Annotated in this window: 22 protein-coding genes and 4 pseudogenes; 13 read left to right on the top strand and 13 right to left on the bottom strand. The window is 56.3% G+C overall.

The annotated features are described in order from the left end of the window. Positions 1 to 3: 3 nt before the first annotated feature. The 3 genes from N8E89_RS29040 to N8E89_RS19185 are packed head-to-tail and all read left to right on the top strand — an operon-like array spanning position 4 to position 1320. Positions 4 to 540, top strand: a complete 537-nt coding sequence (locus tag N8E89_RS29040; RefSeq protein ID WP_315975725.1) for an alpha/beta hydrolase — start codon at positions 4 to 6, stop codon at positions 538 to 540. A 26-nt stretch (positions 541 to 566) separates the two neighbouring features. Continuing rightward, a complete protein-coding gene (locus tag N8E89_RS19190) occupies positions 567 to 953 on the top strand; it encodes a 4'-phosphopantetheinyl transferase family protein (protein ID WP_262262809.1) in 387 nt (128 codons plus the stop codon). Continuing rightward, a complete protein-coding gene (locus N8E89_RS19185) occupies positions 907 to 1320 on the top strand; it encodes a 4'-phosphopantetheinyl transferase family protein (protein ID WP_315975724.1) in 414 nt (137 codons plus the stop codon). Before N8E89_RS19190 ends, N8E89_RS19185 begins: the two co-directional genes overlap by 47 nt. Positions 1321 to 1324: 4 nt before the next feature. Here the strand turns inward: N8E89_RS19185 and N8E89_RS19180 are convergent, their stop codons facing one another. Genes N8E89_RS19180 through N8E89_RS19170 form a run of 3 tightly spaced genes read right to left on the bottom strand, consistent with a single transcriptional unit; the run spans position 1325 to position 6943 of the window. Then, on the bottom strand, positions 1325 to 2671 hold the full coding sequence (locus N8E89_RS19180; protein ID WP_410010429.1) for a lysine N(6)-hydroxylase/L-ornithine N(5)-oxygenase family protein: 1347 nt from the start codon (positions 2669 to 2671) through the stop codon (positions 1325 to 1327). Between the two features lie 41 nt (positions 2672 to 2712). After that, entirely contained in the window at positions 2713 to 6705 is a 3993-nt protein-coding gene (locus tag N8E89_RS19175; protein ID WP_262262808.1) for a non-ribosomal peptide synthetase, read from the bottom strand. A 34-nt stretch (positions 6706 to 6739) separates the two neighbouring features. Then, positions 6740 to 6943: an MbtH family protein gene (locus N8E89_RS19170; protein ID WP_262262807.1), complete on the bottom strand. Its 204-nt coding sequence runs from the start codon at positions 6941 to 6943 to the stop codon at positions 6740 to 6742. 623 nt (positions 6944 to 7566) lie between these two features. Here N8E89_RS19170 and N8E89_RS19165 point away from each other — a divergent pair. Beyond that, positions 7567 to 7803, top strand: coding sequence for a DUF1127 domain-containing protein (locus N8E89_RS19165; RefSeq protein ID WP_262262806.1), 237 nt, complete (start codon positions 7567 to 7569; stop codon positions 7801 to 7803). A gap of 122 nt (positions 7804 to 7925) precedes the next feature. Here N8E89_RS19165 and N8E89_RS19160 read toward each other — a convergent pair whose 3' ends face one another. After that, positions 7926 to 9056 (bottom strand): helix-turn-helix domain-containing protein, encoded by a 1131-nt coding sequence (locus tag N8E89_RS19160; protein WP_410010428.1) that lies wholly within the window; start codon positions 9054 to 9056, stop codon positions 7926 to 7928. A 950-nt stretch (positions 9057 to 10006) separates the two neighbouring features. Between N8E89_RS19160 and N8E89_RS19155 the strand changes: the two genes are divergently transcribed. From N8E89_RS19155 to N8E89_RS19125, 7 genes and pseudogenes are all read left to right on the top strand, one after another. Then, positions 10007 to 11020, top strand: a complete 1014-nt coding sequence (locus tag N8E89_RS19155; RefSeq protein WP_262262805.1) for a UDP-glucuronic acid decarboxylase family protein — start codon at positions 10007 to 10009, stop codon at positions 11018 to 11020. Beyond that, positions 11020 to 12007: pseudogene (gene galE / locus N8E89_RS19150) on the top strand (UDP-glucose 4-epimerase GalE). The gene N8E89_RS19155 and the pseudogene galE overlap by 1 nt, the downstream one beginning before the upstream one ends. Then, a pseudogene (locus tag N8E89_RS19145) lies at positions 12004 to 13853 on the top strand (glycosyltransferase family 2 protein). The pseudogenes galE and N8E89_RS19145 overlap by 4 nt, the downstream one beginning before the upstream one ends. 15 nt (positions 13854 to 13868) lie before the next feature. Next, positions 13869 to 15299, top strand: coding sequence for a UDP-glucose dehydrogenase family protein (locus N8E89_RS19140; RefSeq protein ID WP_262262804.1), 1431 nt, complete (start codon positions 13869 to 13871; stop codon positions 15297 to 15299). Continuing rightward, positions 15286 to 15840, top strand: a complete 555-nt coding sequence (locus tag N8E89_RS19135) for a DUF995 domain-containing protein (protein ID WP_262262803.1) — start codon at positions 15286 to 15288, stop codon at positions 15838 to 15840. The genes N8E89_RS19140 and N8E89_RS19135 overlap by 14 nt, the downstream gene beginning before the upstream one ends. A 15-nt stretch (positions 15841 to 15855) precedes the next feature. Continuing rightward, positions 15856 to 16800 carry a glycoside hydrolase family 26 protein gene (locus N8E89_RS19130; RefSeq protein ID WP_262262802.1) on the top strand — a complete coding sequence of 315 codons (945 nt, stop codon included), beginning with the start codon at positions 15856 to 15858 and terminating at the stop codon, positions 16798 to 16800. Positions 16801 to 16935: 135 nt separating this feature from the next. Continuing rightward, a pseudogene (locus N8E89_RS19125) lies at positions 16936 to 17455 on the top strand (DUF995 domain-containing protein). 59 nt (positions 17456 to 17514) lie between these two features. Here N8E89_RS19125 and N8E89_RS19120 read toward each other — a convergent pair. The 8 genes and pseudogenes from N8E89_RS19120 to N8E89_RS19085 all read right to left on the bottom strand — a co-directional run bounded on the left by N8E89_RS19120 (position 17515) and on the right by N8E89_RS19085 (position 23410). After that, positions 17515 to 17832 (bottom strand): hypothetical protein, encoded by a 318-nt coding sequence (locus tag N8E89_RS19120; RefSeq protein WP_262262801.1) that lies wholly within the window; start codon positions 17830 to 17832, stop codon positions 17515 to 17517. A 149-nt stretch (positions 17833 to 17981) separates the two neighbouring features. After that, positions 17982 to 18335 (bottom strand): VOC family protein, encoded by a 354-nt coding sequence (locus N8E89_RS19115; protein WP_262262800.1) that lies wholly within the window; start codon positions 18333 to 18335, stop codon positions 17982 to 17984. A gap of 355 nt (positions 18336 to 18690) precedes the next feature. Beyond that, positions 18691 to 18896 (bottom strand): annotated as a pseudogene (locus N8E89_RS19110) (2-deoxy-D-gluconate 3-dehydrogenase); the annotation flags it as partial. Beyond that, positions 18893 to 19741 (bottom strand): 5-dehydro-4-deoxy-D-glucuronate isomerase, encoded by an 849-nt coding sequence (gene kduI / locus N8E89_RS19105; RefSeq protein ID WP_262262799.1) that lies wholly within the window; start codon positions 19739 to 19741, stop codon positions 18893 to 18895. The pseudogene N8E89_RS19110 and the gene kduI, both read right to left, overlap by 4 nt. Further along, positions 19738 to 20541, bottom strand: a complete 804-nt coding sequence (locus tag N8E89_RS19100) for a FadR/GntR family transcriptional regulator (protein WP_262262798.1) — start codon at positions 20539 to 20541, stop codon at positions 19738 to 19740. The genes kduI and N8E89_RS19100 overlap by 4 nt, the downstream gene beginning before the upstream one ends. A 9-nt stretch (positions 20542 to 20550) precedes the next feature. Further along, complete coding sequence (locus tag N8E89_RS19095; RefSeq protein WP_262262797.1) at positions 20551 to 21831, bottom strand: TRAP transporter large permease; 1281 nt, start codon at positions 21829 to 21831, stop codon at positions 20551 to 20553. Positions 21832 to 21834: 3 nt separating this feature from the next. Next, complete coding sequence (locus tag N8E89_RS19090; RefSeq protein ID WP_262262796.1) at positions 21835 to 22380, bottom strand: TRAP transporter small permease; 546 nt, start codon at positions 22378 to 22380, stop codon at positions 21835 to 21837. Between the two features lie 55 nt (positions 22381 to 22435). After that, the gene (locus N8E89_RS19085; RefSeq protein ID WP_262262795.1) at positions 22436 to 23410 is read right to left on the bottom strand and encodes a TRAP transporter substrate-binding protein; all 975 of its coding nucleotides are present in this window, start codon (positions 23408 to 23410) and stop codon (positions 22436 to 22438) included. Positions 23411 to 23914: 504 nt separating this feature from the next. On the opposite strand from N8E89_RS19085, the gene N8E89_RS19080 reads away from it, so the two are divergent. Further along, positions 23915 to 24952 carry a Gfo/Idh/MocA family protein gene (locus N8E89_RS19080; RefSeq protein ID WP_262262794.1) on the top strand — a complete coding sequence of 346 codons (1038 nt, stop codon included), beginning with the start codon at positions 23915 to 23917 and terminating at the stop codon, positions 24950 to 24952. A gap of 183 nt (positions 24953 to 25135) precedes the next feature. Next, positions 25136 to 25708, top strand: coding sequence for a histidine phosphatase family protein (locus tag N8E89_RS19075; RefSeq protein WP_262262793.1), 573 nt, complete (start codon positions 25136 to 25138; stop codon positions 25706 to 25708). A gap of 87 nt (positions 25709 to 25795) precedes the next feature. On the opposite strand, the gene N8E89_RS19070 is transcribed toward N8E89_RS19075, so the two are convergent. Then, entirely contained in the window at positions 25796 to 26083 is a 288-nt protein-coding gene (locus tag N8E89_RS19070; RefSeq protein WP_262262792.1) for a hypothetical protein, read from the bottom strand. Between the last annotated feature and the right edge of the window lie 114 nt (positions 26084 to 26197).

Here is a 26197-nt window from a genome sequence, read left to right as displayed (position 1 = left end):
GTTGTGAAGACCGGGGGGGCCGAAGAGTTTCTTTCGTTCCTGGAAGAACAGGTCAAACCCATGGTTGAGGCCGTGCTTCCGATTGACCCGGACCGCCAATCGCTGTTTGGACACTCCTTTGGCGGGCTTTTTGTGCTCTACAGCCTGTTCACCCGGCCGTCTGCTTTCACGACCTGGATCGCGGCCAGCCCGTCAATCTATTGGGAAAATCGCACAATCGATCAGTATTATTTACAGTTTGCCGCTGCGCCCAAGACAAGAGAAAACGCAAAGCTGTTCCTCTCCTGCGGGGAATATGAGACCGATAAGCTCGCACCGTTTCAAATTGGTGCGGCCGACGAGGCAGAGCGGCTCGCGCAAAAGAAAGTCACATTAAATGATGCAAATGCCATCGAGCTGATGGAACGGCTAAACAATCTGCCGGGCCGGCCGATCCATGCGCAATTCGAAATCCATGCGGGTGAAAACCACATGTCGCTGCTTCCGGTCGCCGTCAATCGCGCGATTCAAAATGCCTTTGCAATCCGCAAATCTGTGTAAGTGCACAAGGCGAACGGGAGGTTTTTATGCTGCAATGCGAACCTCTAGCGGGCCTTCCCGACATTCCTGCTGCAAAATTCGATCCTCAAGTCTTGTATGTCGATATCTGGTGGTGGCCCTATAATGCCAGGGTCGACTGGGAGAAAGTACGCTCCAAACTGACGCTCAACGAGCAAAGGCGAGCCACGGCCTTCCATTTCGACAAGGATGCCATTGCCTTCATGGCGGGCCGCTATCTGCAGCGTTTCGTCCTGTCGAAATATACGTCCGTCCCACAGAGGGATTTGGACATTGTCGCGGGCGTACACGGCAAACCACATCTCGCCAATGCAGGGATGACCTTCAATTTGACCAACACCGAAGGGGTTGGCTGCTATCGCAATCAGCTGCACCGCCAAGACGCTGGGTATTGATGCTGAGCCGATTGGGACAGCAATTGAGACGAAAGCGGCATTGTTGTTCTGCTCAGCGGCGGAATTGGAGATTATATCGGCGCTTCAGGGGAGCGAACGCCAGTCACTGCTTCTAAGCTATTGGACCTTGAAGGAAAGCCATCTGAAAGCGATGGGCACCGGCCTTATAGCAGCACCAGACCAGCTGAACCTTCAGATCGACCGGACAACCAAGTCCATCCGTATCGATAACGCATTAGTCAGCGATAGCACCAATTGGCATCATCGGCTGCTTCATGCCCCGTGCGGCCATCTCATCGCTCTATCAGTGCAGTCGGATCAGGCAGAGTTGGTTCTGCGGCAGCAAAAACTGCTTGATCCGGAATGACGCCTTAATAATCGACCGCCATGGATTGGCTCATGGTGTCATGGCCGGTTGACAGCCAGTTGACCTGGGAGTCGTGCGGCTCCAGATCAAACTGATCGCGTCCGAGCAGCGCGTTGATGATGTGAGCACTGCGCCACGCCATGAGGCTCAGCTGCGAGTCCGCGATTCCGTGGCTGTGTCGCCCGGCATTTTGAGCGAAAATACGGTTTTGCTTCGGACCGCTCCAGCTTAAACAATAGTCGTTGTTCAAGACCGGCCGGTTGTTGCGATCGAACTGAATGCGGTCCCGCAAACCGGCAAAAGCGTCGGGGAGCCTGAACTGATAGCCCGTTGCCAGCACAATCGCATCGGCATGGGCGACCTCTACCCCGCCATCGAAACGGTTGCGCACGATGAGACGGTAGCCGTCCTTATCCGCTTCCACCTGAATGACGTCGCGGTTGGGCGAAAGCTTCGCCTCGATGTTGCGATTTTCCAGATAACGCAGGCTGTAAAGCCGGCGGTAGATGGCGTTGATCGTGGAGATGGATAGGCCATCGCTCGTCAGGATCGACGCTTTCAGCGCTTCCAGCTTCTGATCGTTGTTGAGGTTGAGATAGGCGTAGACATACTCCGGCGAGAAGACCTGGTTGGAAAAGGCCGTGTCATTGATCGGCTCGAAATTGTGCCGGCGGCTGAACCAATGGAGTTCTTTCAGCGTCGATTTGGAATTGAGCAGCGCCTCGACCACCTCGCCGCCGCTTTGACCCCCGCCAATGACCGCAATGCGCGATGCCTTGAGCCCCGGCAAGCGCTGTTTGGCTTGCGAGTTGTGGAAGCATTTTTCACCAAGGAAAGGCGTTGCCCAGGACGGTACGAACGGCGTCGTGCCGGTGCCGAGCACAAGGTTTATGGCGGTCACCGTGCCGCTATCCAGCCGCAGGAGAAACTGGTCCTTATCGAACGTGACCTCACGGACGGGCTGCTCAAAGGTAAGGTTTTTGAGCTGGCCGGCAACCCATGCAAGGTACTTCGCAAATTCGCGTCGGGGAACCGCCTCGTAATGGGCATTGAGGAAGGCATAGAGGCGTTTGTGGGCGACGAGATAGGAAATAAAGGACCATGGGCTCGTCGGCATGACCGGGGTGACGAGATCTTTCAAATATGACGATTGCAGTTCAACATCCGGCAGCATCATGCCCGGGTGCCAATCGAAACTGGCCCGGCTTTCGTAAAAATGCGCCCTGACATTTCCGACGCCGTCGAGGAGCGACGCCAGACTCAGATTGGATGGCCCGATACCGATACCGGCGAGATCGAGAGCCTCGCTTGCAGGACTGGTTCGATCATTGTTTGCAAACATGGCAGTCATCAGAATTCCTTTCTGTGAACACATCTTTCCAGTCTCAAGCTTCAAAGTGCTTCGGCGAGCCTGTGCGCAAGCCGGCTGTGGAAGGCTTGTGAGCCGATGACGTGCAGATGGTTGGTGCCGGAAATGATTTCTGCCGGATTGGCGCGCGGTGAATAACGGCGCCAATCGATGAGGTTGAGCCCGCGGTTGAGACTATCGTCAGCTGCCCATGAGTGAATGGGTACATCGTGTGGCTGCAGTTGGTGGCGCCGAAAGATGAGGGCGTTATCAATGAGGATCCAGAATGTATGTTCGCGGCTGCTGATATCTGGACCGTCGGTTGGCAGATCGTCCTTCTCATCTCCAACAAAGCGCAGGAACTGATCATAGGTGTCTGCATCCATGACGCCGAGCAACCGATCCCACTCCGCGCGCATCGCGGTGCGTGACAGCCACTCCTGCACCATCCCATGCAATTGTTCGCGCTCACCGGGCTTGAAACGCGGTGTTGAGCCAATAGCGAATTCCGTGCCGAGATCACACACATCCACCATCGTGATCAAACGCAGATCAATCTCGTTGCCAAGCCGGCGCGCCGCCTCATAGGCGAGCAATCCGCCCCACGACCAGCCGAGGAAGTAGCACGGCCGGCCTTTACTGTGACTTCGGATGTAATCGACATAACCCTCGATGATTTCGTCGACCGAAGCACCGATCTGCTTTTGCTCGGAAAGCGAATAGCAGATAAAGCCGGTCGCCGGCTGGTCAACGCCCAGATAGTCGACCAGTTTGACATATTCGCGTGTGCTGACCAGCAGGCCCGGGAAACAGTAAAGCATCGGTTTGGTGCCTGAAGCGCGCAGCACGATGACTTCGCTTCCCGCCTCACCATCACCGGCCTCGATGATCTTGGCGAAAGAGCGGACCGTCGGATTGTTGAAGAGATCGGCGATTGTCGTGCGGTTTTGCGGTTTGCGCTGGCGCAGTGCCGAAAGAATGCGGATGGCACCCAGCGAATTGCCGCCGATGGCAAAGAAATTGTCTTCAACGCTGATGGGACCAATATTCAGGATCTGTTGCCAAAGTTCCAGAACTTGTTCCTCGGCGGCATTTTCCGGCTCGATGATGGTGCGTTTCATTGGCGTTGGCGCGGGAAGAGCGAACCGGTCGAGTTTGCTATTGGGATTGATGGGCATGCTCTTTAGCGCAACGATGGCCGAGGGGACCATGTAGCCTGGTAAAGAGCGTTCGAGGGCCGCATGAATTTCAGCGATATCCAACGCGGTGCCTTGTTTCGGTACCACGTAGGCAACAAGTATCTTTTGCTTTGTCGCCTCGTCGTCGCGCAGGACGACGAGTGCTTCACCAACGCCATCGTGCTGCAGAAGGGCTGCTTCGATTTCCCCAAGCTCAATGCGATACCCGCGCAGTTTCACTTGATGATCGACGCGGCCGACAAATTCGACCGTGCCATCCTCGCGCCAACGCGTCAGATCTCCGGAACGGTAGAGGCGGCCACCTTCCTTCGAGAACGGATCGGGAATGAAGCGATCGGCGGTTGTGTCTGGCTTGCCGATATAGCCGCGGGCCATGCCTTCGCCACCAATATAAAGCTCGCCCGTTACGCCGATAGGGCAGGGGTTAAGATCGGGGTCAAGCACATAAACGCGGCGGTTGCCGACAGCCCGTCCGATCGGCGCATAGGCGCCCTCGAACTTTTGTCCGGCGCGCACCTTCCAGACCATCGGCGTCATGATGGTTTCCGTCGGGCCATAACCATTGATCAGCCATTCCGACTTCAGTGCTTTCGACAGAAGGTCAAAAGTCGGTTGGGCAAGTCCTTCGCCACCGAATGAGTAGAGGCGCATTGGCGGCGCGCTATCGGTCAGATCAGCCCATTCGGCGAGCTGCTGCAGATAGGTTGTCGGAATGCTGGCATTGTTGGCACCGTGCTTGCGCATGGCTGTTAGCGTTTCTTCGGGTGTCCATAATGGCTGGTCGGGAAGAATGATGCTGCCGCCTTCCATGAGCGGATTCATCCAGCGTTCGTGTCCGCCATCAGAGCTGAACGGCAGGAAGGGCAATTCGCGGGAAGCTGCGCTCATGCCATAGACACGGGAAGTGTTTTGCATGTGATGGGTCAACGGACCATGTTCGACCGCGACACCCTTCGGCAGTCCGGTTGAGCCCGACGTATACATGATATACGCGAGCTGGTCCTTGTGGACTCGAACGTTAGGCGCGCTGTCCGGCTCATTGCTCAGGTCGAGCTTGTCCAACTGTAAAATCGTAGCGTCGAGCCCTTCGGGGATACGATCGAGGAGCCAGCTGTTGGTCAGGATCACCTTCACGCCGCCGTCGCGCAGAATATGGTGATTGCGCGTCGTTGGATGATCAGGTTCAACCGGAATATAAGCGCCGCCCGCTTTGAGCGTCGCGAGAATGCCGATAATGGCTTCCGGCGAGCGCTTCACAGCAATGGCGACGCTAATGTCTGCGCCAACGCCAAGCTCGATCAGGCGATGCGCAAGTCTGTTGGCATTTTGGTCGAGCCGCCCATGGCTCCAGACTTCGTCGGCATAAATGATGGCGGTCTTGTCCGGGTTCCGGGCGGCGTGGGCGGCGATATGTTCGTGCACGGGACGATCATCATTGACGCCATCATCCTCATAGGGGGCTGAGAGGATATCGAGCTCGTCGCCAGCAATGAGCTCAATATCCTTGATGCGAATACCCGGACCACTCACGGCCTGTGCCAGAATACGACCGAAATGGGTCGCGGCCCGCTCGATCAGCGCCGGTTCATAAAGGTCCTCGGCATAGTCAAATAGCCCATCAATTCCACCATTCGCGTTGGGAGCCACCACCAGCGCAAGCTCAACGTCGGAGCGCGGAGCGAGGGGAGACAACGTTTCGGACACCAGATCGGACTGAACCCTAGGTTCGCGATATTCGAACAGCGATTTGACGATTGCGTCCTGCTCACGTTCCTCATGCGTCTGGATTTCCTGCACCAGGCGCTCGAAAGGAACAAGATGTTGCGAGCCGGCCGCAATGTTGGCGGCGAGCGTATGGCAGATATCGAGCACGCGGGCTCTGGATGTCAGCTCGAGTTTCAGCGGCAGGATTTGCTCGGCGCGGCAGATGGTCTGCCGGCTTTTATGCGTTCGGCGATTTGACAGAAGAATGCCATGCAGCAGATCATAAGTACCACTATAGCGGGCAAGCAAAACTGCATAGGCTGCAGACAGAACCATATCTGCGCTCAGATGGTGCTGCTTGGCGTAAAGCTGTATGCGGTCCCATAGCGCCGCATCGAGGTTGAATGAAGCATGGCCGCGCTTGGCACCCGCGTAACCGCTGGCATTGAAACGCGTTGGCGGGGTTGTGGCGTTATAATCTTCGCCGATCAGATCGCGCCAATATGCAAGAGCGGTGCTGAAATCGTTTGTTTCCAGCCATTCCTCTTCGCGCGAACCGCGCTGCAGGCTGTCATCGACGCGCGCGGCCAACGCTTCATCATTGATGAGGGCCATCAGATCGCGCTGCAAGACGGCCAAAGCGGCTTCATCGCAAACGATTGGATGCAAGACGATTGTGGATATGAATTGGTCCTTTGACCTGATCAGCTGGCAGCGGGACGAAACGCCGTTGAGCAGATCGAAGGATCGGGAAACAAACGCGCTGCGCTGTTCCTCCGCTTCCATCGGGCTGAGGGGGTTGCCGTCGCTTCCAAGCGTTTCAATGGATGGAAGGTCGCCCGCATTCGAAAATTGTTCGATACGTCCGCCTGGAAAACGGCAAAAACGCGTCCGCAAAGCATTGTGATGTTCGGTGAGCTTGGCAAGAGCATGTTGCACCTGATCGAGTGTAACAGTTGGCTTCCAGTGGACCGACAGCACCTGCAAGGGGAAAACTGTATTATTGCCGATCTGTTCGAGCGACCAGATGCGCTTTTGCGCCAGCGTCAGCGGAAAGCTCTCCGAGGTACCACGGTCGCGATCCTCGACGGCAACGGGATTATTCGCCTGCTCTGGCGCAAAAAACTTGTTCATGTCTTCACCGGTTTGTTCTGAATTAAGGCGGGGCTCAGGCCATGGCTCGCCGCAAGCCAAGCGGCCGGGGGTCAATCCAGATCATCTTGATTTTCTGCAGGCACGCATCGCGCGTGCCGCTGATCGGCACTTTACTCCAGCCGACGGGCAGGGCCTTGTCATCTGGCCAGACGGAATAACGATCTTCCCCGTCGCGAACAACGCTCCAGCTTTCCGGCAAAATCTCCGCTGCGCACATGATGCAGGCTCCAAATTGGACAAACATGACCAAGAGACGGATGGACAGGGACGCGATTTAAGCGAAAAAGGAGAATATTTTTTCAAACATTGGCCTGTGCTCGTTGTCGGCTAAAGATGCTGAACTTCGAAATGTTGTGAACGCACGCCGCTCCTCTATTCTCCCGTATTGGGTTTCGCGACGGGGGAGCATGGGCGACATAGGCGGATCGTACAGTCTGCCAAGGTCGAGGTGTAAAGCGTCATCGGAATTGGTGTTGCTTTTTTGCAACGAAATTCCGGGGAGCATTTACAATGCGAATTGGATACTTGCTTATCAGCTTGCGGTGTGTAACTTGACGCTACTCGCAATCAAAGTAAGAGGAGGCGTGCAATGCAATCTATTCTCGTGTTTACGCGCCTCTCTGGTGGAACGGCTGTGTTGGCTTTGATGCGATGCGCATCTCGCCCAAGCCGACGTCGGCGCCAGGGCGTCTAAGCCCCGAGTTTCTGCCGTTTGGCATTTTCCCATTACCCTGACGTGACTGGCTGACAAAGCGACTATTCGCATTTCCGCGTCCGCACCTGCGCGTCTATTTGACCTTCGAGAGGGCCGGCTGCGCCGTTGCACCGGGATAGAAAATCATGCGCGAAGTAAAAGCTTTAGTAGTTGATACCCTAACGGCAACGGTTGATGAACTGTGCCAAAAATTCGGCGTCCGGAAAACCGCATGTGCGTTAATTCTGGCCATGTGGAGGCGCCGTCAATTCAAGAACCACATCTCCCACCTGTCCAATCGCATGCGCCACGATATCGGCCTCGCGGATAATGAGGAGGCGCCCGGATTTCCCCTTTGGGTTATCTTAACCCGGCCTTACTAAGCGGTTGTGGTTGGGCATACGAGTGCGAGCAAGGGGTGCAGTGGCGCCCCTTGCTTGGTTCCTGGATTGCCTCATTCATCATGGGTGGCAAGACGTACGGATAGAACTCTGGAATGCGCGCCTTAAAAGAGTCCGAGTGTTCGCAGCAGGCTTTCGAATGTGACCTTCCTGTTATCCGTCTGCCAATCCGGGCGCGTATTGTCCCCGCGCTTGTGTATGTTGCTGGGGCTGTACCCGAACTGTTGCGTGAAAGCGCGACTAAAATTGGCTGCTGAATCAAAACCGATGGCTAAGCCAACTTCGGCGATCTTTCGGGTGTCTAAAGGATCCGCCAACATTGCATGAGCTGCGAACAGTCGCCGTCGGCGAATATAGTTCGCCACGCCACCTGACGTTTCGAAAAGTTCATAGAGCCGCGTCCTCGAGATCGCCAGTTCTCGGCCGAGAGCATCCGGTGTCAGTCCTGGCGAGGCAAGATTGCTTAAAATGAAGCGTCTCGCCCGCGTCATCAATCCTATCTGCGAAATCTGATCGTTGCCGTTATCACGGTCCACCAAAGGTGTAATCGTGTCAAAAACCATTTCCCGCAAGCGGTCCCTGATACCCGGAAGGTCGTCATGCGTGAAGCGATCGAGATTGGCTTCAATGCTCGACAGATGATCGATTAACAATTTGGCTCGGTGTCCCCCCAAAACGACGTTGTTGCTTGCCGCCGTCAAGCCACCTCGATCAGCAAACAGGTCGACCGGAACGATCAAACTGACCGAATCCGTTGCTAATGCTCGCCCGCTAAACGGATGACCGAGTGATCGAATTTCAATCATGCCTGGTTCATTTTGCGCAACACGTCCATCATTGCCGGTCCAAGTACGACCGGCACGGAGAAAGGTGATCTGCCAATGGTCAATTGGACTGAACCGCACCGTGTTTGGCGAGCGTTCATAACTGAAAGCCGCAGTGGTTTGTTGCAGTAACAGCATACCGCCCAGATTCCACACAGCTTGCCGGGCGACAAATCCATCCTCCGGATCAACATTGTCCGGCAGACGCGTATCTGACAATACCGCCATGTGCTTCTGCCAGGCAAGAAACTGCTTGCATGGTGGAAGGCTTTCCGTCTCAAAACGCAGCGGAACCAAGACGGTCTTCTTCACCTCGTCTTCACCAAGGGGATCTTGCGATACGCGCGGCCAGCGACGACGTTCTACGGATACCGGTTCTGAATGGGGGTCGTCGTCAGTATCCGACATCATCGCCCCCGACCCGAAATGCCGAAACATAGCGCCCTACAACCGTGGTAGTCAGCATCGTATAACCGTCTCTGCCTGCCTGCCAAATCTGCAAAGGTATGAAATCGCGATCGGACGCGATAAACCATGTCCATATTACGCAGATAGTCAAGGAATTCAAAAATATTACGATGTAAAGAGTCGGGGAATCCAGTTTTAACATGCCCCACTGCCGTTTTACTTTGAATTGCTCTTTTGTTTTTTTAGGCGTCGATCTGGACGTTATGCACTGAAAATTTCGCGATCATGTAGAACTGTTCATTCTGTCGCACCAAATCAAGGGTGCTCTGCGATTCACCGCCCGATCCTGACCCACCCATGAACGGGCTTTCCGGTTCAGCATTGGCGTAAAGGGCCCTAAAGTTGCATGGGTTCTCGACTTAAGCGACGGGATTGTTTGAATGCCGCCGCGCGCCCGGTAAAGCCGTTTGCGGTGGGCCCACCTTCAGAGCCTTTTTACAAGACTTTCGAGGGTTGTGGGCGGTTCATTTTAAGGGCCGGCCTCAGTCTCGATCTGCGCCTACAGGCGTGCGACCGTTCTGTTGTGCCGGACGCCTCGAAACAAATGGCCAGTTCATCGGAACGGCGGTGATGGTGCTGTTCGGTGACCTTGAAGGTATTTCAGTTAATTCATGTGGGTGCAGTCTTCTGAGCCATCGCGGACCGCATCGGCACGAAATCCGCTCGCCATCCGATCCACGGGCGAACGCGTGCAGGTACCTGCAAAAATGGACGTTCTGACAAGTTTCCGGATTCCCTGATATCGCAACGCAAGAACCAGGGCGGTATTAGAAACTACCAAACTTGCTTCAGGAAAAAACCGGAAAAGCTCTGTTAGTTTTCAGTGATTTTCACATGCCTTCTTCCTTCGCAAGCATTGACGCAAATATCGTTGTTATAGTTGGGAGAGTTCTGTGAGCATCGTCTTCAATTCGTCAAACTTTCGTTCTGATCGCGCCTCGAAACGACGCGTTCTTGTTGCAGGCGGCGCGGGGTTTCTAGGATCTCATCTGTGTGAACTTCTTTTACGCGAAGGTCGGACCGTCGTGTGCGTCGACAATTTTACTACGGGACGGATGGAAAATTTGCGCCATCTCCTGCGCTTTGACACGTTCAGCTATGTACGTCATGACATCGTTGATCCGATCGATCTGCCTGTGGACGAGATCTACAATCTCGCCTGCCCGGCATCGCCCCCGCACTATCAGGCCGATCCGATCCATACGATGAAGACCAACGTGATCGGTTCACTCAATCTTCTCGAGCTGGCCGCACATTATCAGGCGCGTATTTTCCAGGCTTCCACCTCGGAGGTCTACGGCGATCCCCACGTGCATCCTCAGCCCGAAAACTATTGGGGCAATGTCAATTCTTTCGGTCCGCGCTCCTGCTATGACGAAGGCAAGCGTTCCGCCGAAACACTTTTCTATGACTTCCATAAGCAATACGGCGTCGACATTCGTATCGTGCGCATATTCAACACCTATGGACCGCGCATGCGTCCAGACGACGGTAGGGTCGTCTCCAACTTCATCGTGCAGGCGCTCAAGGGCGAAGATATCACGGTTTATGGCGACGGATCGCAGACTCGCTCCTTCTGTTATGTCGATGACCTGATCGAAGGTTTTCACCGGCTCATGTACAGTCCTCGGGCTATTCACACGCCCGTCAACATCGGCAATCCGGGCGAATTCACCGTGCGTGAACTGGCCGAGCAGATTGTCGCCATGACAGCCTCGTCATCCAAAATCGTCTATCACCCTCTGCCGACAGACGATCCGCGCCAACGCCGGCCCGATATTACGCTGGCAGAGCGGGAGCTCGGTTGGGCACCGCGCATTGCGCTGACGGACGGCCTGAAGTCGACGATAGCCTATTTCGAACGCCAGCTGGTGAGGCCCCATGGGGAACTCGCAGAGGTGGCATGATGAGTGGGCGGAACGTACTCGTTGTCGGCGGCGCGGGCTTTATTGGAAGTCATACCGCCAAGCTCTTGTCGAGGCAGGGTTACAAGCCTGTCGTCTATGACAATCTCTCGACGGGGCATCTCGCATCCGTGCGTTGGGGGACTTTCGTCGAAGGCGACATTCTCGACACGCAGCGGCTCATTGCGGTGGTCGAGGATCACGATCCGATCGCGGTGATCCATTTCGCCGCCTCGGCCTATGTCGGTGAATCTGTCGAGCATCCGGCTAAGTATTATCGCAACAATGTTAGCGGGACGCAGTCGCTGCTGGAAGCTTGCCGGCTCGCCGGCGCGCGCAATGTCATCTTTTTCGTCGAGCTGCGCAACCTATGGCGTTCCGGATCAACTTCCGATCCGCGAAGGCGAGGCGCAGCGCCCGATAAACCCATACGGTCGCACCAAGCTGATCGCGGAGCAGATGCTCACCGATTATTCGGTTGCTTATGATCTGCGCTATGTGGCGCTGCGGTATTTCAATGCATCAGGAGCGGATATCGACGGCGAAATCGGCGAAACCCACGATCCCGAAACGCATCTCATTCCGCGGGCCATGATGGCTGCCGCAGGCAGCATCGACTTTCTGGAAATCTACGGCAATGATTACGATACACCGGATGGCACCTGCATCCGCGATTACATTCATGTCGCCGATCTGGCACGCGCGCATGTGCTGGCAGTCGAACATCTCGTCAACGGCGGCGACAATATGGCTGTCAATCTGGGTACAGGATGCGGCACCTCTATCAAGGAGATTCTCGATGCGATCGGGCGCCTGACAGGCCGTAGCGTGCCAGTCGAAATGCGCGCTCGCCGTGCCGGCGATCCCCCGGTGCTTTATGCCGACCCGGCGCTTGCAGCGGAAAAGCTTGGCTTTCAGGCACTTTATTCCGATCTCGATACGATCATTCGCACGGCGGCTCCCTTCTTTGGGCTGGAGGTGCGGACATGAATACACGCCGTGCAATAGGGGAAGCTGCCCAAGACGAACCTTTGATGGTTCCGGTCTTTACCGGCTGGCGGCGCGTGGAATATCTGCTCGGTGCAGCATTGTGGGCCGCGGCGCTTGTCTACTTTTGGCGCTGGTGGCTTGAACCTGCCAACCATGTGAATCTTGCGGGCTCTATTCTGGTTACGGCTATCCTGGCTTGGGTGACGTTGTTGCCGGCCTATTTCATTGTCCTGTTTTTCCGTGCGCGCCGTCCAAGTGGCCCGTTGAGACTTCCGGCAGGAAGCCGCATCGCCATGGTGGTAACAAAGGCGCCATCTGAACCTTTCGAGGTGGTGGCCGAGACGCTACGCGCCATGCTGACCCAGGATGTGCCGCACGACACATGGCTTGCCGATGAGGACCCTTCTGCGGCAACGCTCGCCTGGTGCGAGAAACATGGTGTCTTCGTCTCCACGCGCAAGGGACGCGCGGACTATCACCGCAAGACGTGGCCGCGACGCACGCGCTGCAAGGAAGGCAATCTCGCCTTTTTCTATGACCATTACGGCTACGACGCTTACGATTTTGTGGTGCAGCCTCGATGCGGACCATGTGCCGGATTCTGGACTATTTGTTTCAGATGCTGCGTCCCTTCGCTGATCCGGCTGTGGGGTATGTCTCCGCACCCAGCATTTGCGACCGCAATGCCCACGAAAGCTGGTCCGCGCGCGGACGTCTCTATGCCGAAGCGAGTATGCATGGATCTTTGCAGGCCGGTTACAACAACGGTCTAGCCCCACTTTGCATCGGGTCGCACTATGCGGTTCGCACCGCGGCATTAAAGGAAATTGGCGGCCTTGGACCGGAATTGGCGGAAGATCATTCCACCACTTTGATGATGAATGCCCATGGCTGGCGCGGCGTGCATGCGCTCGACGCCATCGCACATGGCGACGGACCCCGCACCTTTGCTGACCTCATCACGCAGGAGTTTCAATGGTCGCGCAGCCTGATGATGATCCTGCTCCAGTATTCGCCGCGGCTGGTTGGTAATTTGTCACTGCGACTGAAATTCCAGTTTCTGTTCTCGCAGTTCTGGTATCCCCTGTTTTCTCTATTCATGGCGCTGATGTTCGTCTTGCCGATCATTGCGCTGGTGATAGGGGATAGCTTCGTTGCCGTCACCTATCCCGATTTCCTGAGCCATTTTCTGCCCCAGGCGATCATGTTGATCGTGCTGGCCTATCGCTGGCGCGCTTCCGGCACATTCCGTTCGCATGATGCGAAAATACTCAGTGTCGAAATGACCCTGTTTCTGTTCGCGCGCTGGCCATGGGCGCTGGCTGGAACGCTGGCTGCGCTGCGCGATTGGGCAACGGGTTCATTTGTGGATTTCCGCGTCACGCCGAAGGGGGCGTCAGAAGTGGATCCCCTGCCGTTCCGTGTGCTCGCACCCTACGGTTTCCTGGCGATTCTCTCGATCCTGCCGGTGCTGCTCATCCCGGACGCCAGTGACAACAGCCGTGGCTTCTATGTCTTCGCCATCATCAACGCCGTGATCTATGCGCTCCTCCTGTTCGTTATCGTTCTCCAGCATGCACGTGAAAACACGGTTCGCTACCGCACTCGGGTTTATCGCCCAGCGCTTGCCGCCAGCTTGCTTGCTCTTGTGGCTCTGCCGAGCTTTGCAACCGCCGAACGGGGCCGCGACGGCATTGAGGCGCTCGCATGGGGAACCCAAAGCTTTTCCTTGTTCGAGGACCGCTTTTCGGTTGCTGGCGCAGGCGTCGGAGGTCGCGATGTTCACAAAACCATCTTCAATCCGCGTTGGCGCACCAACGTTCCCAACAATTCAAACCAGCAATAAAAGGCAATCAAACACATGAAGATCGCAGTCATAGGAACGGGCTATGTCGGATTGGTCAGCGGGACTTGTTTCGCCACCTGGGGCCACGAGGTTATATGCGTCGACAAGAATGCTCAGAAAATAGACGGCCTCAAACGCGGCGTTGTGCCGATTTACGAGCCCGGTCTGGATGAACTGGTGGAACGCAATTCTGCGGCAGGCCGTTTGAGCTTTACGTGCAATTTGGCCGAAGCGCTGGCGGGGGCATCAGTCGTGTTCATCGCGGTTGGCACGCCGCCGCGCGCAGGTCACGGGGATGCGGATCTGTCGTTCGTTTACATGGCCGCGCGGGAACTGGCGCCGCTGATTGACGACGGTGCCGTTGTGGTCGTGAAGTCCACGGTTCCGGTGGGCACAGGCGACATCGTGCAGAAGATCATCGGATCGGTGCGTAAAACCGGCGCTTTCTCGGTTGCGTCCAACCCCGAATTCTTGCGGGAAGGCGTTGCTATCCGCGATTTCCTGGAGCCTGATCGCGTTGTGATCGGCGTCGAGGATGAGCGCGGGCGCCAGGTTCTCATGGAACTCTACGGTGCGTCTCTCGAAGCGCATAAGACGCCCATCGTGGTCACCCAGCGCCGGACGTCGGAACTGATCAAATATGCCGCCAACGCATTTCTGGCGACTAAGATTACCTTCATCAATGAATTGGCCGATCTTTGCGAGCAGGTTGGCAGCAATGTAAGCGAACTGGCACTGGGCATGGGTCTCGACAAGCGCATCGGGACAAGTTTCCTCAATGCTGGACCAGGTTACGGCGGCTCGTGTTTCCCGAAAGATACGATGGCGCTGTTGCGCACAGCCCAGGACTACGGCGTGTCGGTGCGGATCGTCGAAGAAACTGTGACCGCCAATGAAGCGCGCAAGCGCCGCATGGCTTTGAAAGTCATGGATGCCCTAGAAGGTGATGTGGAAGGCCGGACGATTGCCGTTCTGGGTCTCACTTTCAAACCTGATACCGATGACATGCGCGATGCGCCTTCCGTTCCGCTCATCGAAACCCTGCAGCGTTTCGGCGCCACTATCCGCGCCCATGACCCCGTGGGTATGGAGAATGCCGGCCGCATCCTCTCGGACGTCGAGTTTTTTGACGATGCGTATGAATGCGCGCACAACGCCGATGCTGTTGTCGTCATCACGGAATGGGACAGCATTCGCAAACTCGATCTTGCGCGCCTGAAGAATACCATGCGCCAGGCGGTGTTGATCGATCTCAGAAATGCCTTTGAGCAGGGCGTTGCGGAAGAAATCGGCTTTCGTGTATCGGCCATCGGCCGATCAACGACGGCCCGGTATGATGGGAGTACCTCCGCCGCGCTGCCTCATACGGCGGAACGGGTCCATCCAGGACCAAGAGCGGAGGGCGCTCATTTCGAGACAGCGGGAGGTTCCAATGACAATCTCTAAATCTGCAAAGGCTGGGTTCCTGCCGGGCTTTCGGATGATAACGACAGTTGCTTGCGCCCTATTCTGCATTGCCGCACCGGCTATTGCCGCGTCGTCAAAAGCGTCTGAACAGCCGGCAGGAACTCGCGCCATGACGCCTTTCGAAATCTATGCACTGTACAAGAACAAGAGCTGGCAGTGGGACAACGGCGCGGGGCATATGACGGATGCCGGGCGGCAATTCACGGCATGGGCCGATGGAGAGAAAGGCAAATCCTGGGCAGAAGGTCGCTGGGTCATCACCGAGACAGGCGGGTTGTGTCTCAATGCGACATGGCATTCCGGACAGGGCGCATTTCCAGCCAAGACCTGTTTCTCCCATCGTATCGGCAATGGAACCATCTATCAAAAGCGCGAGCCCGATGGTGAGTGGTACATCTTCCGCCACGCCAAAGCGCGCGAAGACGACGAGGCCCACAAGCTGGTTTTCACCGATCTGGTTTCTCAACAAAGCGACAGCATCAAAACCGCGCTTGGCGCGGCCCAGTTGCCTGAACAATAAGAAAAGGAGGGGGCGATGAAAAGTCTCTATAAACTAACCGCAGCTTTGCTTTGCGGTGCATTCGTTTCCGGTGGCGTATATGCGGCCAGCGGTGTGTCAGGAGCGAGTGTTGACGGCCGCAACAAGTTTCAAGATAAGCGGCCCATCATCACGGCTGAGGCCGTGACTCCCGGCGCCTATGATCCGCACGGGGATTATACCAACGATTCCAATTCCAAGATCGAACACCTGTTCCTGCCGTGGGAGGACGTGGATCTGACAACACTCAGTGCTGCGGACGCGTATGCGCGCGAGCGTGGACGATCCCTCTTGATCACCATCGAACCGTGGTCCTGGGCGCGTGAGTGGCGCATCAGCCCGGACGATCTGCTCAATGGGATCCTGGCCGGACGGTACGATTCCAACATGTCGGCGGTCTGTTCTGCAGGAGCAAAGCTGAAAAGCCCGGTCACGATCCGCTGGGCGCAGGAAATGGAAGATAATGACGGGCAGTTCACGTGGGCCTTCTGGAAGCCGGAAGGTTATGTGAAGGCCTATCGACATGTAATCGATGTATGCCGCAAGCAATTTCCGTCGGCCCAATATATGTGGTCACCGAAAGGAGAGGAGGGACTGGAAGCCTACTATCCGGGGGATGAATATGTCGACATTATCGGTCTGTCTGTCTTTGCCTACCAGCCCTACGACAAACTGGAGGTCGGTCACGACACGACGTTTGTTGAGCGGACAAAACCCGGATACGATCGTGTGACCCGCTTCGGCAAACCAATCGCTATTGCCGAGCTTGGCTATGAAGGTAACGACGATTACGTTCGTGACTGGGCTGCCGAAGCAAACAAGCCACATACCGAGTTCCCTGCAATGACTGCGGTTGTCTACTTCAACGATCGTGAAGTCTATCCGTGGCCGAGGGACGTCGGCCGACCTGATTGGCGCGTCGCCAACCATCCGCTGGAATGATCCCGGCTTTTAACTGAGCGGTTCGACTTTTGCACCAGTTCGCGAACCGCTCCATCCCTTTGTTCTATGCGATTCCAAACGCAAGTGCCCTAACGCATTGTCGCTGGAACTGCCTTATTAGTCAGGAGTAAAAAAATGTATCCGTTCCGTTCAATTATCGTAAGTACGGCGCTGTCCGCACTCTTGCTGGCTGGCAATGCCAGCGCCGCATCCAAGGCACAAGTCGACGACGCGACAGCCAAGCTTGCCGCCGCCGCGTTGCCGATGAAGGCCGTGGCCCTGGAAAAGCTCTATGCCGACCGCACATGGAAATGGAAAGATGGGGGCGGGTTCTTTTCCGCCGACCGGAAGAAGTTTACCGCGTGGACGCGCAAAGGGGCGGCTTGGTCCTACGCCGATGGCCGTTGGTATGCGGCCAATGGCGGAAAGCTCTGCTTGCAGGCTCTGTGGTCCAGCAAGATGGAAAGTGGCGGCGCAGTCACATGTTTCCTGCATCGCGAAAAAGGATGGCGTCATCTATCAAAAGCCAAGCTTGGGCGGCAGCTGGTATGTCTTCCGGCATAATCCCGTTCGGAAGGATGATGAAGCGCTCAAGCTGGTCAAAGGCGATCGGGTGAGCAAAGAAGCGGCTCAGCTCAAGGCCATTCGGCGATAAGCTCCGCGAAGAGCTGCCGGGCGGATCAGGCGCGGCAGCTCTTATTACGAAATTGCGCGCTAAACGTTTGGCCGTTTGAAGATGCTTGGAGTATAGCAACGGGCTTTTTGACCGAAGCCGCTAGGCGTGCAGACATAAGGATTGTTGTTCATGTATTGCGATGCCGACACCTTCACGGTCTTGCCAGCAGACTTCTTGGCATAACGAATTTCATTATTGACCCGATATTTGACGAGGTAGACGGATCGCATCTCTTGTTTTGGTTTGCGGCTTTCTCCAGCTTGTGCGCTTGCGCCAAGAACCGCGAAAACTGCGAATCCGATTGCTGCTGTCGTTATCGATTTCACACTGTTCCGATGCACGAGAGAATATTTCATTTAGTCGCCTCCGATTTTGTTGTTCTGGAGAGCTTTCTAATGAACAGTATTTAAGGTTCCGGCCGGACTATCCTGAAACTTTTATGCAAATTGTTGCTTCTCGACCCTCGATTCATTGAATTGCCAGCTAGGTACATTCCAAACTGTCTCTAGGAGAGATGCGAGAGCACGTTGAGCAGATTTCCTGCCGGGTCGTGGATGAAAAAGCGTCTTACGCCCCAAGGTTCGTCGGTCAGATTGTGGACCACCTTGCAGCCCATCTCCTTCGCTCGACGATACACTTCCTCCACATTGTCGACCTCGATCGATATGTCGGGCACGGGCGCGCCTGAACCTCCCTCGCTGAGAATGCTGATTTGGGTAACGGCAGTCTCGTGCGACGCAAGGGTGACGATCCATCCCAGATCCATGACCGGCTCGAGCCCGAAAAGATCGCAATAGAACTTCCGGGCTTCCGGCACCGTGTCGACAGCTATATTCGCGACGATGCGGCGTACAGTCATTCTGGCACCTGCTGGCTCGGGATCCAGAGATACCCGAACGGGTCACGAATGCGGTATTCGCGCTTGCCGTATGAGCGGATGACAGGATTGGCACTCCGGACGATCAGTCGGAGGAAAGCCGTTCTTGGAACAGAGGGTGTTGGCATCGTGATCACCTTTCCGGCGTGTTGGGCGACACAGCATACTGCGCGGACTGGAGAACGTCCTGAACGAAAATTAAAGGCCCTGATTCAATACGTGCCCGCATATGGCCGAGCGCTGGCGCGGAGCGGCCTAGCGCATTGATGTAAAATGCTCCTCGCGGGTCATGTGCGCAGCCGATATCCAGGCGGGGCTTGCCTGCGTTGTTGCTTGTGGCGAGCGTATGGTTGCTCAGATCACAGTGAAGCGAAGTGAATGCCTCGACCAGTGCCGCCGTCTCCTCCATTGCGAACGACCAATACCAATCACAGCGCCACCGGCACGCGCAATCGCGACCGCGATGCCCTGTCCGATGCCCGTGTTGGCACCGGTGACTGCAATCGTCTTGGCCGCAAGGCTGAATCTTGGGTGTGTACTCACCGCAAAGCGTCCATCGAAACGAGATCGACGTCGGTGTAGTCGACATTGTCACCGGCCATGGCCCAGATGAAGGCGTAGCTCGACGTGCCGCAACCTGAATGAATCGACCAAACCGGCGACAGCACGGCCTCTTGATTGCGCACAATGATATGTCGTGTTTCGCTGGGTTCGCCAAGGAAATGGAAGACGGTTGCCGGCTCCGGGAGGTCAAAGTAGAGATAGACTTCCATGCGCCTGTCATGGATGTGACAGGGCATCGTGTTCCAAACCGAACCCGGCGCGAGTTGGGTCATACCGACCACCAACTGGCAGGTCTTCACGCCTTCGGGATGAATGAACTGGAAAATCGATCGTTCGTTTGAGGTCTCCTGACTGCCAAGATCGAGGCGCTTTGCTTCACCTATCGCGATATGTCGTGTCGGGTGGGTTTGGTGCGCCGGAGCGCTGAGCAAATAGAACTTTGCAGGAAGATTTGCATCGTGCGAAGCAAAGCTGACGTTGTCGCCCATACCAACATAGATCATGTCGCGGGTGCGCAATCCGAAGCTGCCATTGTTGGTTGTCACTGAACCGGCACCACCGATGTTGACGGCGATGAGTTCGCGCCGGTCGAGAAAATTCTTTGTTCCTGTCGGTTTGATGGCCTCAAGTACGATTGGGATGTCAGTCGGCACGATGCCACCCACGATCATCCGGTCGTAGTGCGTGTAGACGAGCTCGATCTTTCCGGCCTGGAACAGATCCGGGATGTGGAAATTGTCGCGTAGTTCCTGTGTTCCCATACGTGCCGCCGCATTGGCGTCGATCGCGTGGCGCGATGTATATCGGCTATTGCTCATTGTCATGTTTCCGGTCCTGCCTTGCCTGGTTTGTTTTTCCGGTTTTTGCCAAGGACGGAAAGGTACTCCTCATAGCGACCATGAAGGCGGGCGCGATAGCGCTGCTGGCTGGCCGTAAGGTGGTGGCGCATCGCGGTGCGAGCAGCTTCCGCGGCGCCCGCGGAAATAGCCTTCAGAATATCGAAATGCTCCCGTTGGAGGCCGGTTTGATACTCGATCGTGAGAATGTCGTCAGTGCCCCAGGGCGAAGTTACATCGCAGGGTATAGCGCGATTTCCAAGCGCCTCGAGGATCTCGACGTAGAAGGGGTTGTTGGTCGCAACAGCTATGGCGCGGTGAAAGGCGAAATCCGCCTTGCCAGTTGCCTCGCGCCGCTCCAACAGGCGGTCAAATTCCAGGAACGCCTCCTGTATCTGCGCCTCCTGGGCGCTATTGCGCCGCATCGCTGCCAAGCCTGCGCTCTCGATTTCAATGCCCATGCGCACTTCGAGAACGTTGAGTGCGTTCGAGATACGGTTGCCGTTTTCGGTGCTGATGGTGAGAAAGGCCTGGCTGGGTCTTTCGACCACGAAGACGCCCGCGCCTTGACGAGCCTCTACCAGCCCATCGGCGGCGAGCGTGGTGATCGCCTCACGAATCACGGTTCGGCTGACGTGGAAAACTTCTGTCATCCGACTTTCCGTGGGCAGTTTTTCGCCGGGCGCGATTTCTCCTGAAATGACCTGCGAACGGATGACAGAAACCACTCGCTCGGCGAGTTTCGGTTTGCGCTCTATCTTCAGTTCCGGCGAAAAATCCTCAGTCATCTGGACCTCCTACTTGAACACGCTCGGCAACCACAGCGAGATTGCTGGCACATAAGTGACGAGCCCCAGCACAACCACACCAGCAAAGTAGAAGGGCCAGATCGAACGCATTGCTTGCCAGACCGTAATTTTGCCGACGGCACAAGCGACGAACTGCACGGAACCAACGGGTGGCGTGTTTAGGCCGATGCCGAGATTGAGGATCATGATAACGCCGAAATGAACCGGATCGATATCGTAGGCTACGACAACCGGCAGAAAGATCGGGGTGGTAATGATGATCATCGGACCCATATCCATGAAAGTACCGAGTACCAGCATGATCACGTTCAGGAGAAGCAGGATGATGATCGGATTGTCCGAGATCGTATTCATCCATTCGATCATCGCCGCCGGCACTTTCAGATAGGCCATCAACCACGAGAAGGCTGCCGCTGTGCCAATAATAAGAAGGACCATGGCAGTCGTTCGCACGGCGCCCAACGTGGCGTGGACGAAATTTTGCCAATTCATCTGTCTATAGACGAAGATCGTGACCAGCAGGGCATAGATGACGGCGATGCATGAACTCTCGGTCGCGGTGAAAACGCCTGAGCGAACACCGCCAAAGATTATGGCGATAAGAAGAATTCCCGGTATTGCTATAACACCAAGATGGACCGCGATGGCGAAGCCGGGAAACGGCTCTGTCGGATAGCCTCTGCTGCGCGCCACGAAATAGGCGGTTATCATCAGCGACAGGGCCAAAAGCAGACCCGGAATAATGCCGGCGGTGAACAGGTCCGCGATCGAGATTTGGCCGCCTGCAGAAATCGAATAGATGATCATGTTGTGGGATGGTGGAAGAAGCAGCGCAATCAACGCGGCCATGGATGTGACGTTAACGGCATAATCCGCACCATAGCCGCGTGCCTTCATCTGGGGGATCATGAGCCCACCGACAGCGGCGGCTTCAGCCACCGCAGAGCCGGAAATGCCGCCAAATAAAGTAGCAGCGGCAATGTTAACCTGTCCCAGCCCACCGCGGATATGCCCGATCAGAGCACCGGCAAAAGCCACAATGCGACCCGCTATGCCTCCGCGTACCATCAGGTCGCCGGCATAGATGAAGAAGGGAATGGCCAGAAGCGAAAAGACGCTCATGCCTGAGTTCAATCGCTGAAACACGACAAGGGGCGGCAGCCCCATATAAAGCACGGTGGCGAAGCTGGCCGCCCCGAGGCAAAAGGCAATCGGCGTTCCAATCAGCATCAACAGGGTAAATAGCCCAAAGAGTATCCAGAGTTCCATCGCCTATGCCTCTTGAACTGTGTTGAGGTCAGGAACCTCTTCGAGATTTAAATCCCGGTCGATGCCCACGCCGGCAAAGCGCTGCACCATGCGCTCCAGGGAAAACAGAAGGATGAGCGCACCCCCGGCCACGACCGGCAGATAATCGAAACCGCCGGGCAGGCCCAGGGAAGGCAAGGTGGAAGCCCAGGTCAGCGAAACCAACTGGCAACCGTACCAGACCATGCCAAAACCGAATGCAGCGACAATGACGTCCGAGGCAGTGCGCAGTATGGCCTTGCTACCTTCGGGAAGGACGTAGAGGAGCACATCGAAGCCGAGATGAAAGTTTTCTCGAACGCCGACCGCGGCACCCAGAAAAATGAACCAGCTCATCAACATTACAGCGGCGGGCTCGGTCCAACTTGGCGATCTGTTCAAGACATAGCGGCCAAATACCTGCCAAGCGACGAAAGCGGTCATCAGCACCAGCCCGATGCCGGCGAGATACAGCGCCGCCGTGCTCGTCCTGGAAAGGATATTGGATAGCTTTTCCAATCTGTGGGTCATTTCATCGTCCTTCAAGAAAACATGGCGGCGCGGTATACCGCGCCACCATGATTCATTATTGAACCGCCCTGATGCGCTCGACCAAATCCTTCAGCTTGGGATCGGTGACGTGTTTTTCATAGACGGGCGCCATTGCGTCGATAAAGGGCTGCTTTTCTGGTGTGGAGATCGTACTGCCGGCCGCTTCGACCTTGGCACGGGATTCCTTTTCCTTGGCGTCCCAAAGTTCGCGCTGCTTGACGACGCTGTCTTTGGCTGCCTGCCGGAAGATTGTCTGATCTTCGGGGCTGAGCTTGTCCCAGCTGGCCTTCGACATGACCAGTACCTCAGGCACCATCAGATGTTCATCGAGCGAATAATATTTGGCCACTTCCGCATGTTTGGCCGTATCGTAGCTTGGGAAGTTGTTTTCCGCGCCGTCGATGACACCAGTTTCGATGGCCGAATAAACTTCGCCATAGGGCATCGGCGTCGCATTGGCGCCGAGTGCATTGACCATGTCGACAAAGATGTCCGACTGCATGACGCGAAACTTCATACCGCCGAGATCTTCCTTGGATGCGATCGGCTTTTTGGAATTGTAGAAGGAGCGGGCTCCTCCGTCATAGAAGGCGAGAGCGACAAGACCATGGGGCTCAAAGGCTGCGAGAATGTCCGTGCCCACATCACCATCGAGGACCTTGCGCATATGATCGACCGAACGGAAGATATAGGGCAGCGAGGGCACCGTGGTTTCCGGGATAAGCCCGTTGAACGGCCCCATAGAGACGCGGTTCAAATTAATGACGCCCGAGCGGACTTGCTCGATCGTATCCTTTTCCTCCCCAAGTTGGGCGGAATGGAACACCTCGATGCTATAGCGGCCTGCTGACCTGTCCTTTAAAAGCTCTCCGAAATACTTTACGGCCTCGACCGTTGGATAACCGTCCGGGTGCGTGTCGGACGAGCGCAGCACTGTTTGCGCGCTGGCAACTCCCATCATGAGTGATGCAGCCGCGATGGCGGCTGCCAACTTCGAAAAATACAGCATAGGTTTCCTCCCTTGTTGCATTTGGGCGATATGCCCAGTTCAAGTCAGAGCCTGTACGTTTCTTAGGAGACGTACAGGCCAGATCCAGCTCAGTTCATTCCCCGTTCTTGGGAGCTAACGCTCCGCCAAAAAGTGCGCGAGAAGGGTGCAATCATCCCATGCGTCCGGTCATGGCGCCGAAATTGACTGAAAGCACGCGTGGTTGGCACGATTGGCAATGACGCTGGATCTCCAAATTTCCATTGGCGCAGCAGGGCAAATAGTTGCCTCCATGCCGCCTGATTGCGGCAGACTTTCATGGACGCAGCCAAGCCGACGTACCCGAAACGGGCATCCGCGCAACAGCAATTCTCCCCTCCATTCATAGGTTAAAAGATGCACGTCATATGTCAACATACAAAAGTGATAATGTTGTATGATGAATTTATTTGTAGTGCGGGATTTTGTGTGTACCGTGACTATGGCAGTGTGCGCGCGTGCAAATACCCAAGGACGGAGAGACACATGGCCCGGACCCGTATTGCAATCATCGGTCTTGGCATGGCTGTCGAGCCGCATGCGGGAAGCCTGATCGATTTGAGTGAGCGCGTGGAGGTGGTCTGCGGTTACAGCCGCACCCAAGCGCGGCGCGAGGCTTTTGCCTTGAAATACGCCATGCCGGTTTCAGACAATCTCAACGCGATATTTGCAGACGCATCGATCGACGCGGTGATGATCTTGACGCCGCCCAACAGTCACCGCGAACTGGTCGAACGCGCGGCAGAGACTGGCAAACACGTTTTGCTGGAAAAGCCGCTCGACATCAGTACGCCGCACGCCGAGAAACTGGTGGAGGCGGCCGAACGCGCCGGCGTGAAACTCGCTGTGGTACTGCAACATCGCTTTCGCCCGACATCGCAAGCGCTTGCCGCACTTTTGGCACACAGCCGTCTTGGCGAAATGGTCGGCGTATCGGCGCGCCTCTACAATTGGCGGCCACAAAGCTATTATGACGTGCCGGGCCGCGGCACGCGTGCTCGTGACGGCGGGGGCGTCTTGCTGACACAGGGCATCCACACGATCGATCTTCTCTTGTCGCTGACCGGCCTGCCGCACGAGGTTTTCGCCTATGCGACAACGAGCCCTGTTCATCGTATGGAGACCGAGGATATGGTCGTCTGCGCGCTGCGCTATCCCTGTGGGGCGATGGGAACAGTGACTGCCACGACCTGCGCCTTTCCAGGTTTTGCCGATCGCATTGACCTTATCGGCACGCTCGGCACAGCCATTCTCGACGGGCCGACACTGACGGCAAAATTCCACGACGGCACGGAATTGGTTGCCTCCGACAGCGGACCGGGCGGCGGGGCGGGCGCTGACCCGATGGCCTTTCCCCATGATCACCATCGCGCCGTCCTCGCCGACTTTCTGGATTCAATCGACGCAGACCGCGCACCGCGCGTTTGCGGCCGGACGGCGCTAAAGGCGCATGATTTCATCGACGCACTTCTGCATTCTGCGGAAAAGGGGATAATCGCCAAGGTGAAAACGCGAGAACGATAATTTGCCCGTCAGCGCCAATCGGGGCTCTCGTGCACGATAACGTTATCCTGGGTTACGATGGTCATATCGTTGGCTTAGAACAGCCAGGAGGATATTCCTGAAAGTCGAAGTCCAAACCTTGGGCAAGGGCGAAATAAGGTCCATTGAACTTCGCCAGCGACTGTATTCGCATTGAGGTACGTCATGAGATTTGAACGCCGACAATTTCTGGTTTGTTCGCTTGCCGCGACCCTGTCTGGACGAGTGCAGGCTACTGAAGCGTCGGTTTGGACCGCCCTGCGATCGGGGGAAGCCGTAGCGCTGCTAAGGCATGGGGAAGCCCCCGGCACCGGCGATCCGCCGGATTTCAGGCTTGGCGATTGCACCACGCAGCGGAATTTGTCGGCAAAGGGCCGAGCGCAGGCCGGCGCGATCGGCAACCTCTTTCGGGCCAATGGCATTTCATCTGCAAGTGTATACTCCAGCCAATGGTGCCGGTGTCTCGATACGGCACGTTTGCTCGGATTGGGTGAACCTGCTCCCCTCGAACTGCTCAATTCCTTCTTCGGCGATGCTTCGGTTGAACCAGAACGTACCGCAGCGCTTTTGACTTGGCTGCGTCGCCGGCGCTTCGACGGCCCCTTGTTACTGGTCACTCATCAGGTCAACATCACCGCCTTGACCGGAAAGGTACCGGGTAGCGGCGAAATGACCTTTGCGCGCATCCAGCCCGTTGGTCCGCTGCAAGTCATCGGTCGCATTTCTGCGCCACAGTGAACCGTTTTTGGCACAGCCTTCGAGTAGCTGGTGCCTGTCGACGATGTTCGCCGCATGTAAGCGCCGGGTCAGCTGCGGTGTTCTTTCCTACCGGCAGTTTCTGATAGGCTGCGGCGTTTGCGGGCAGCAAATTTTACGGCTTTGCCGTTCATCGCCAACATGGCGCTCGCGAACCGCTGCTGTGGCCGTTTGCGCGGTGACCTTGAACGACGAACCGTGCGCGTGCCGGCGAGCGTAGCGATCCACATGGGCTACCCGGCGGCGTGGTGTCGCGCGCAAAAGGTGACCGCCTTGCGCGCCGCTCTCGTAACGGCAGACCCGTTGATGCACCGCATAACAGCCGCAAAGAGGCACTGTCTTCTTCCAAAAGCTCATGGATTGGCGTCCCTGCCACATGGCTCAATGTTTAGTGCCATCTTTCGATAAAAGTCTCAGATTGGACTAAATCGGCGCTGGCCCATTGCGTCTTTGTAGCAAACCCCACGCGAA

It is taken from the genome of Phyllobacterium sp. A18/5-2 (genome assembly GCF_025452215.1).
Taxonomy (GTDB): domain Bacteria; phylum Pseudomonadota; class Alphaproteobacteria; order Rhizobiales; family Rhizobiaceae; genus Phyllobacterium; species Phyllobacterium sophorae.
Note: the sequence above shows the minus strand (reverse complement) of the source record. Positions and strands in the feature narration are given on the sequence as shown.

Bases quoted from the DNA above. Each gene is read 5' to 3' on its own strand.
- N8E89_RS19190 (WP_262262809.1), top strand. From the start codon at position 567: ATGCTGCAATGCGAACCTCTAGCGGGCCTTCCCGACATTCCTGCTGCA.
- N8E89_RS19180 (WP_410010429.1), bottom strand. From the start codon at position 2,671: ATGACTGCCATGTTTGCAAACAATGATCGAACCAGTCCTGCAAGCGAG.
- N8E89_RS19175 (WP_262262808.1), bottom strand. From the start codon at position 6,705: ATGAACAAGTTTTTTGCGCCAGAGCAGGCGAATAATCCCGTTGCCGTC.
- N8E89_RS19170 (WP_262262807.1), bottom strand. From the start codon at position 6,943: ATGTGCGCAGCGGAGATTTTGCCGGAAAGCTGGAGCGTTGTTCGCGAC.
- N8E89_RS19165 (WP_262262806.1), top strand. From the start codon at position 7,567: ATGCGCGAAGTAAAAGCTTTAGTAGTTGATACCCTAACGGCAACGGTT.
- N8E89_RS19160 (WP_410010428.1), bottom strand. From the start codon at position 9,056: ATGATGTCGGATACTGACGACGACCCCCATTCAGAACCGGTATCCGTA.
- N8E89_RS19140 (WP_262262804.1), top strand. From the start codon at position 13,869: ATGAAGATCGCAGTCATAGGAACGGGCTATGTCGGATTGGTCAGCGGG.
- N8E89_RS19135 (WP_262262803.1), top strand. From the start codon at position 15,286: ATGACAATCTCTAAATCTGCAAAGGCTGGGTTCCTGCCGGGCTTTCGG.
- N8E89_RS19130 (WP_262262802.1), top strand. From the start codon at position 15,856: ATGAAAAGTCTCTATAAACTAACCGCAGCTTTGCTTTGCGGTGCATTC.
- N8E89_RS19120 (WP_262262801.1), bottom strand. From the start codon at position 17,832: ATGAAATATTCTCTCGTGCATCGGAACAGTGTGAAATCGATAACGACA.
- N8E89_RS19115 (WP_262262800.1), bottom strand. From the start codon at position 18,335: ATGACTGTACGCCGCATCGTCGCGAATATAGCTGTCGACACGGTGCCG.
- kduI (WP_262262799.1), bottom strand. From the start codon at position 19,741: ATGACAATGAGCAATAGCCGATATACATCGCGCCACGCGATCGACGCC.
- N8E89_RS19100 (WP_262262798.1), bottom strand. From the start codon at position 20,541: ATGACTGAGGATTTTTCGCCGGAACTGAAGATAGAGCGCAAACCGAAA.
- N8E89_RS19095 (WP_262262797.1), bottom strand. From the start codon at position 21,831: ATGGAACTCTGGATACTCTTTGGGCTATTTACCCTGTTGATGCTGATT.
- N8E89_RS19090 (WP_262262796.1), bottom strand. From the start codon at position 22,380: ATGACCCACAGATTGGAAAAGCTATCCAATATCCTTTCCAGGACGAGC.
- N8E89_RS19085 (WP_262262795.1), bottom strand. From the start codon at position 23,410: ATGCTGTATTTTTCGAAGTTGGCAGCCGCCATCGCGGCTGCATCACTC.
- N8E89_RS19080 (WP_262262794.1), top strand. From the start codon at position 23,915: ATGGCCCGGACCCGTATTGCAATCATCGGTCTTGGCATGGCTGTCGAG.
- N8E89_RS19075 (WP_262262793.1), top strand. From the start codon at position 25,136: ATGAGATTTGAACGCCGACAATTTCTGGTTTGTTCGCTTGCCGCGACC.
- N8E89_RS19070 (WP_262262792.1), bottom strand. From the start codon at position 26,083: ATGAGCTTTTGGAAGAAGACAGTGCCTCTTTGCGGCTGTTATGCGGTG.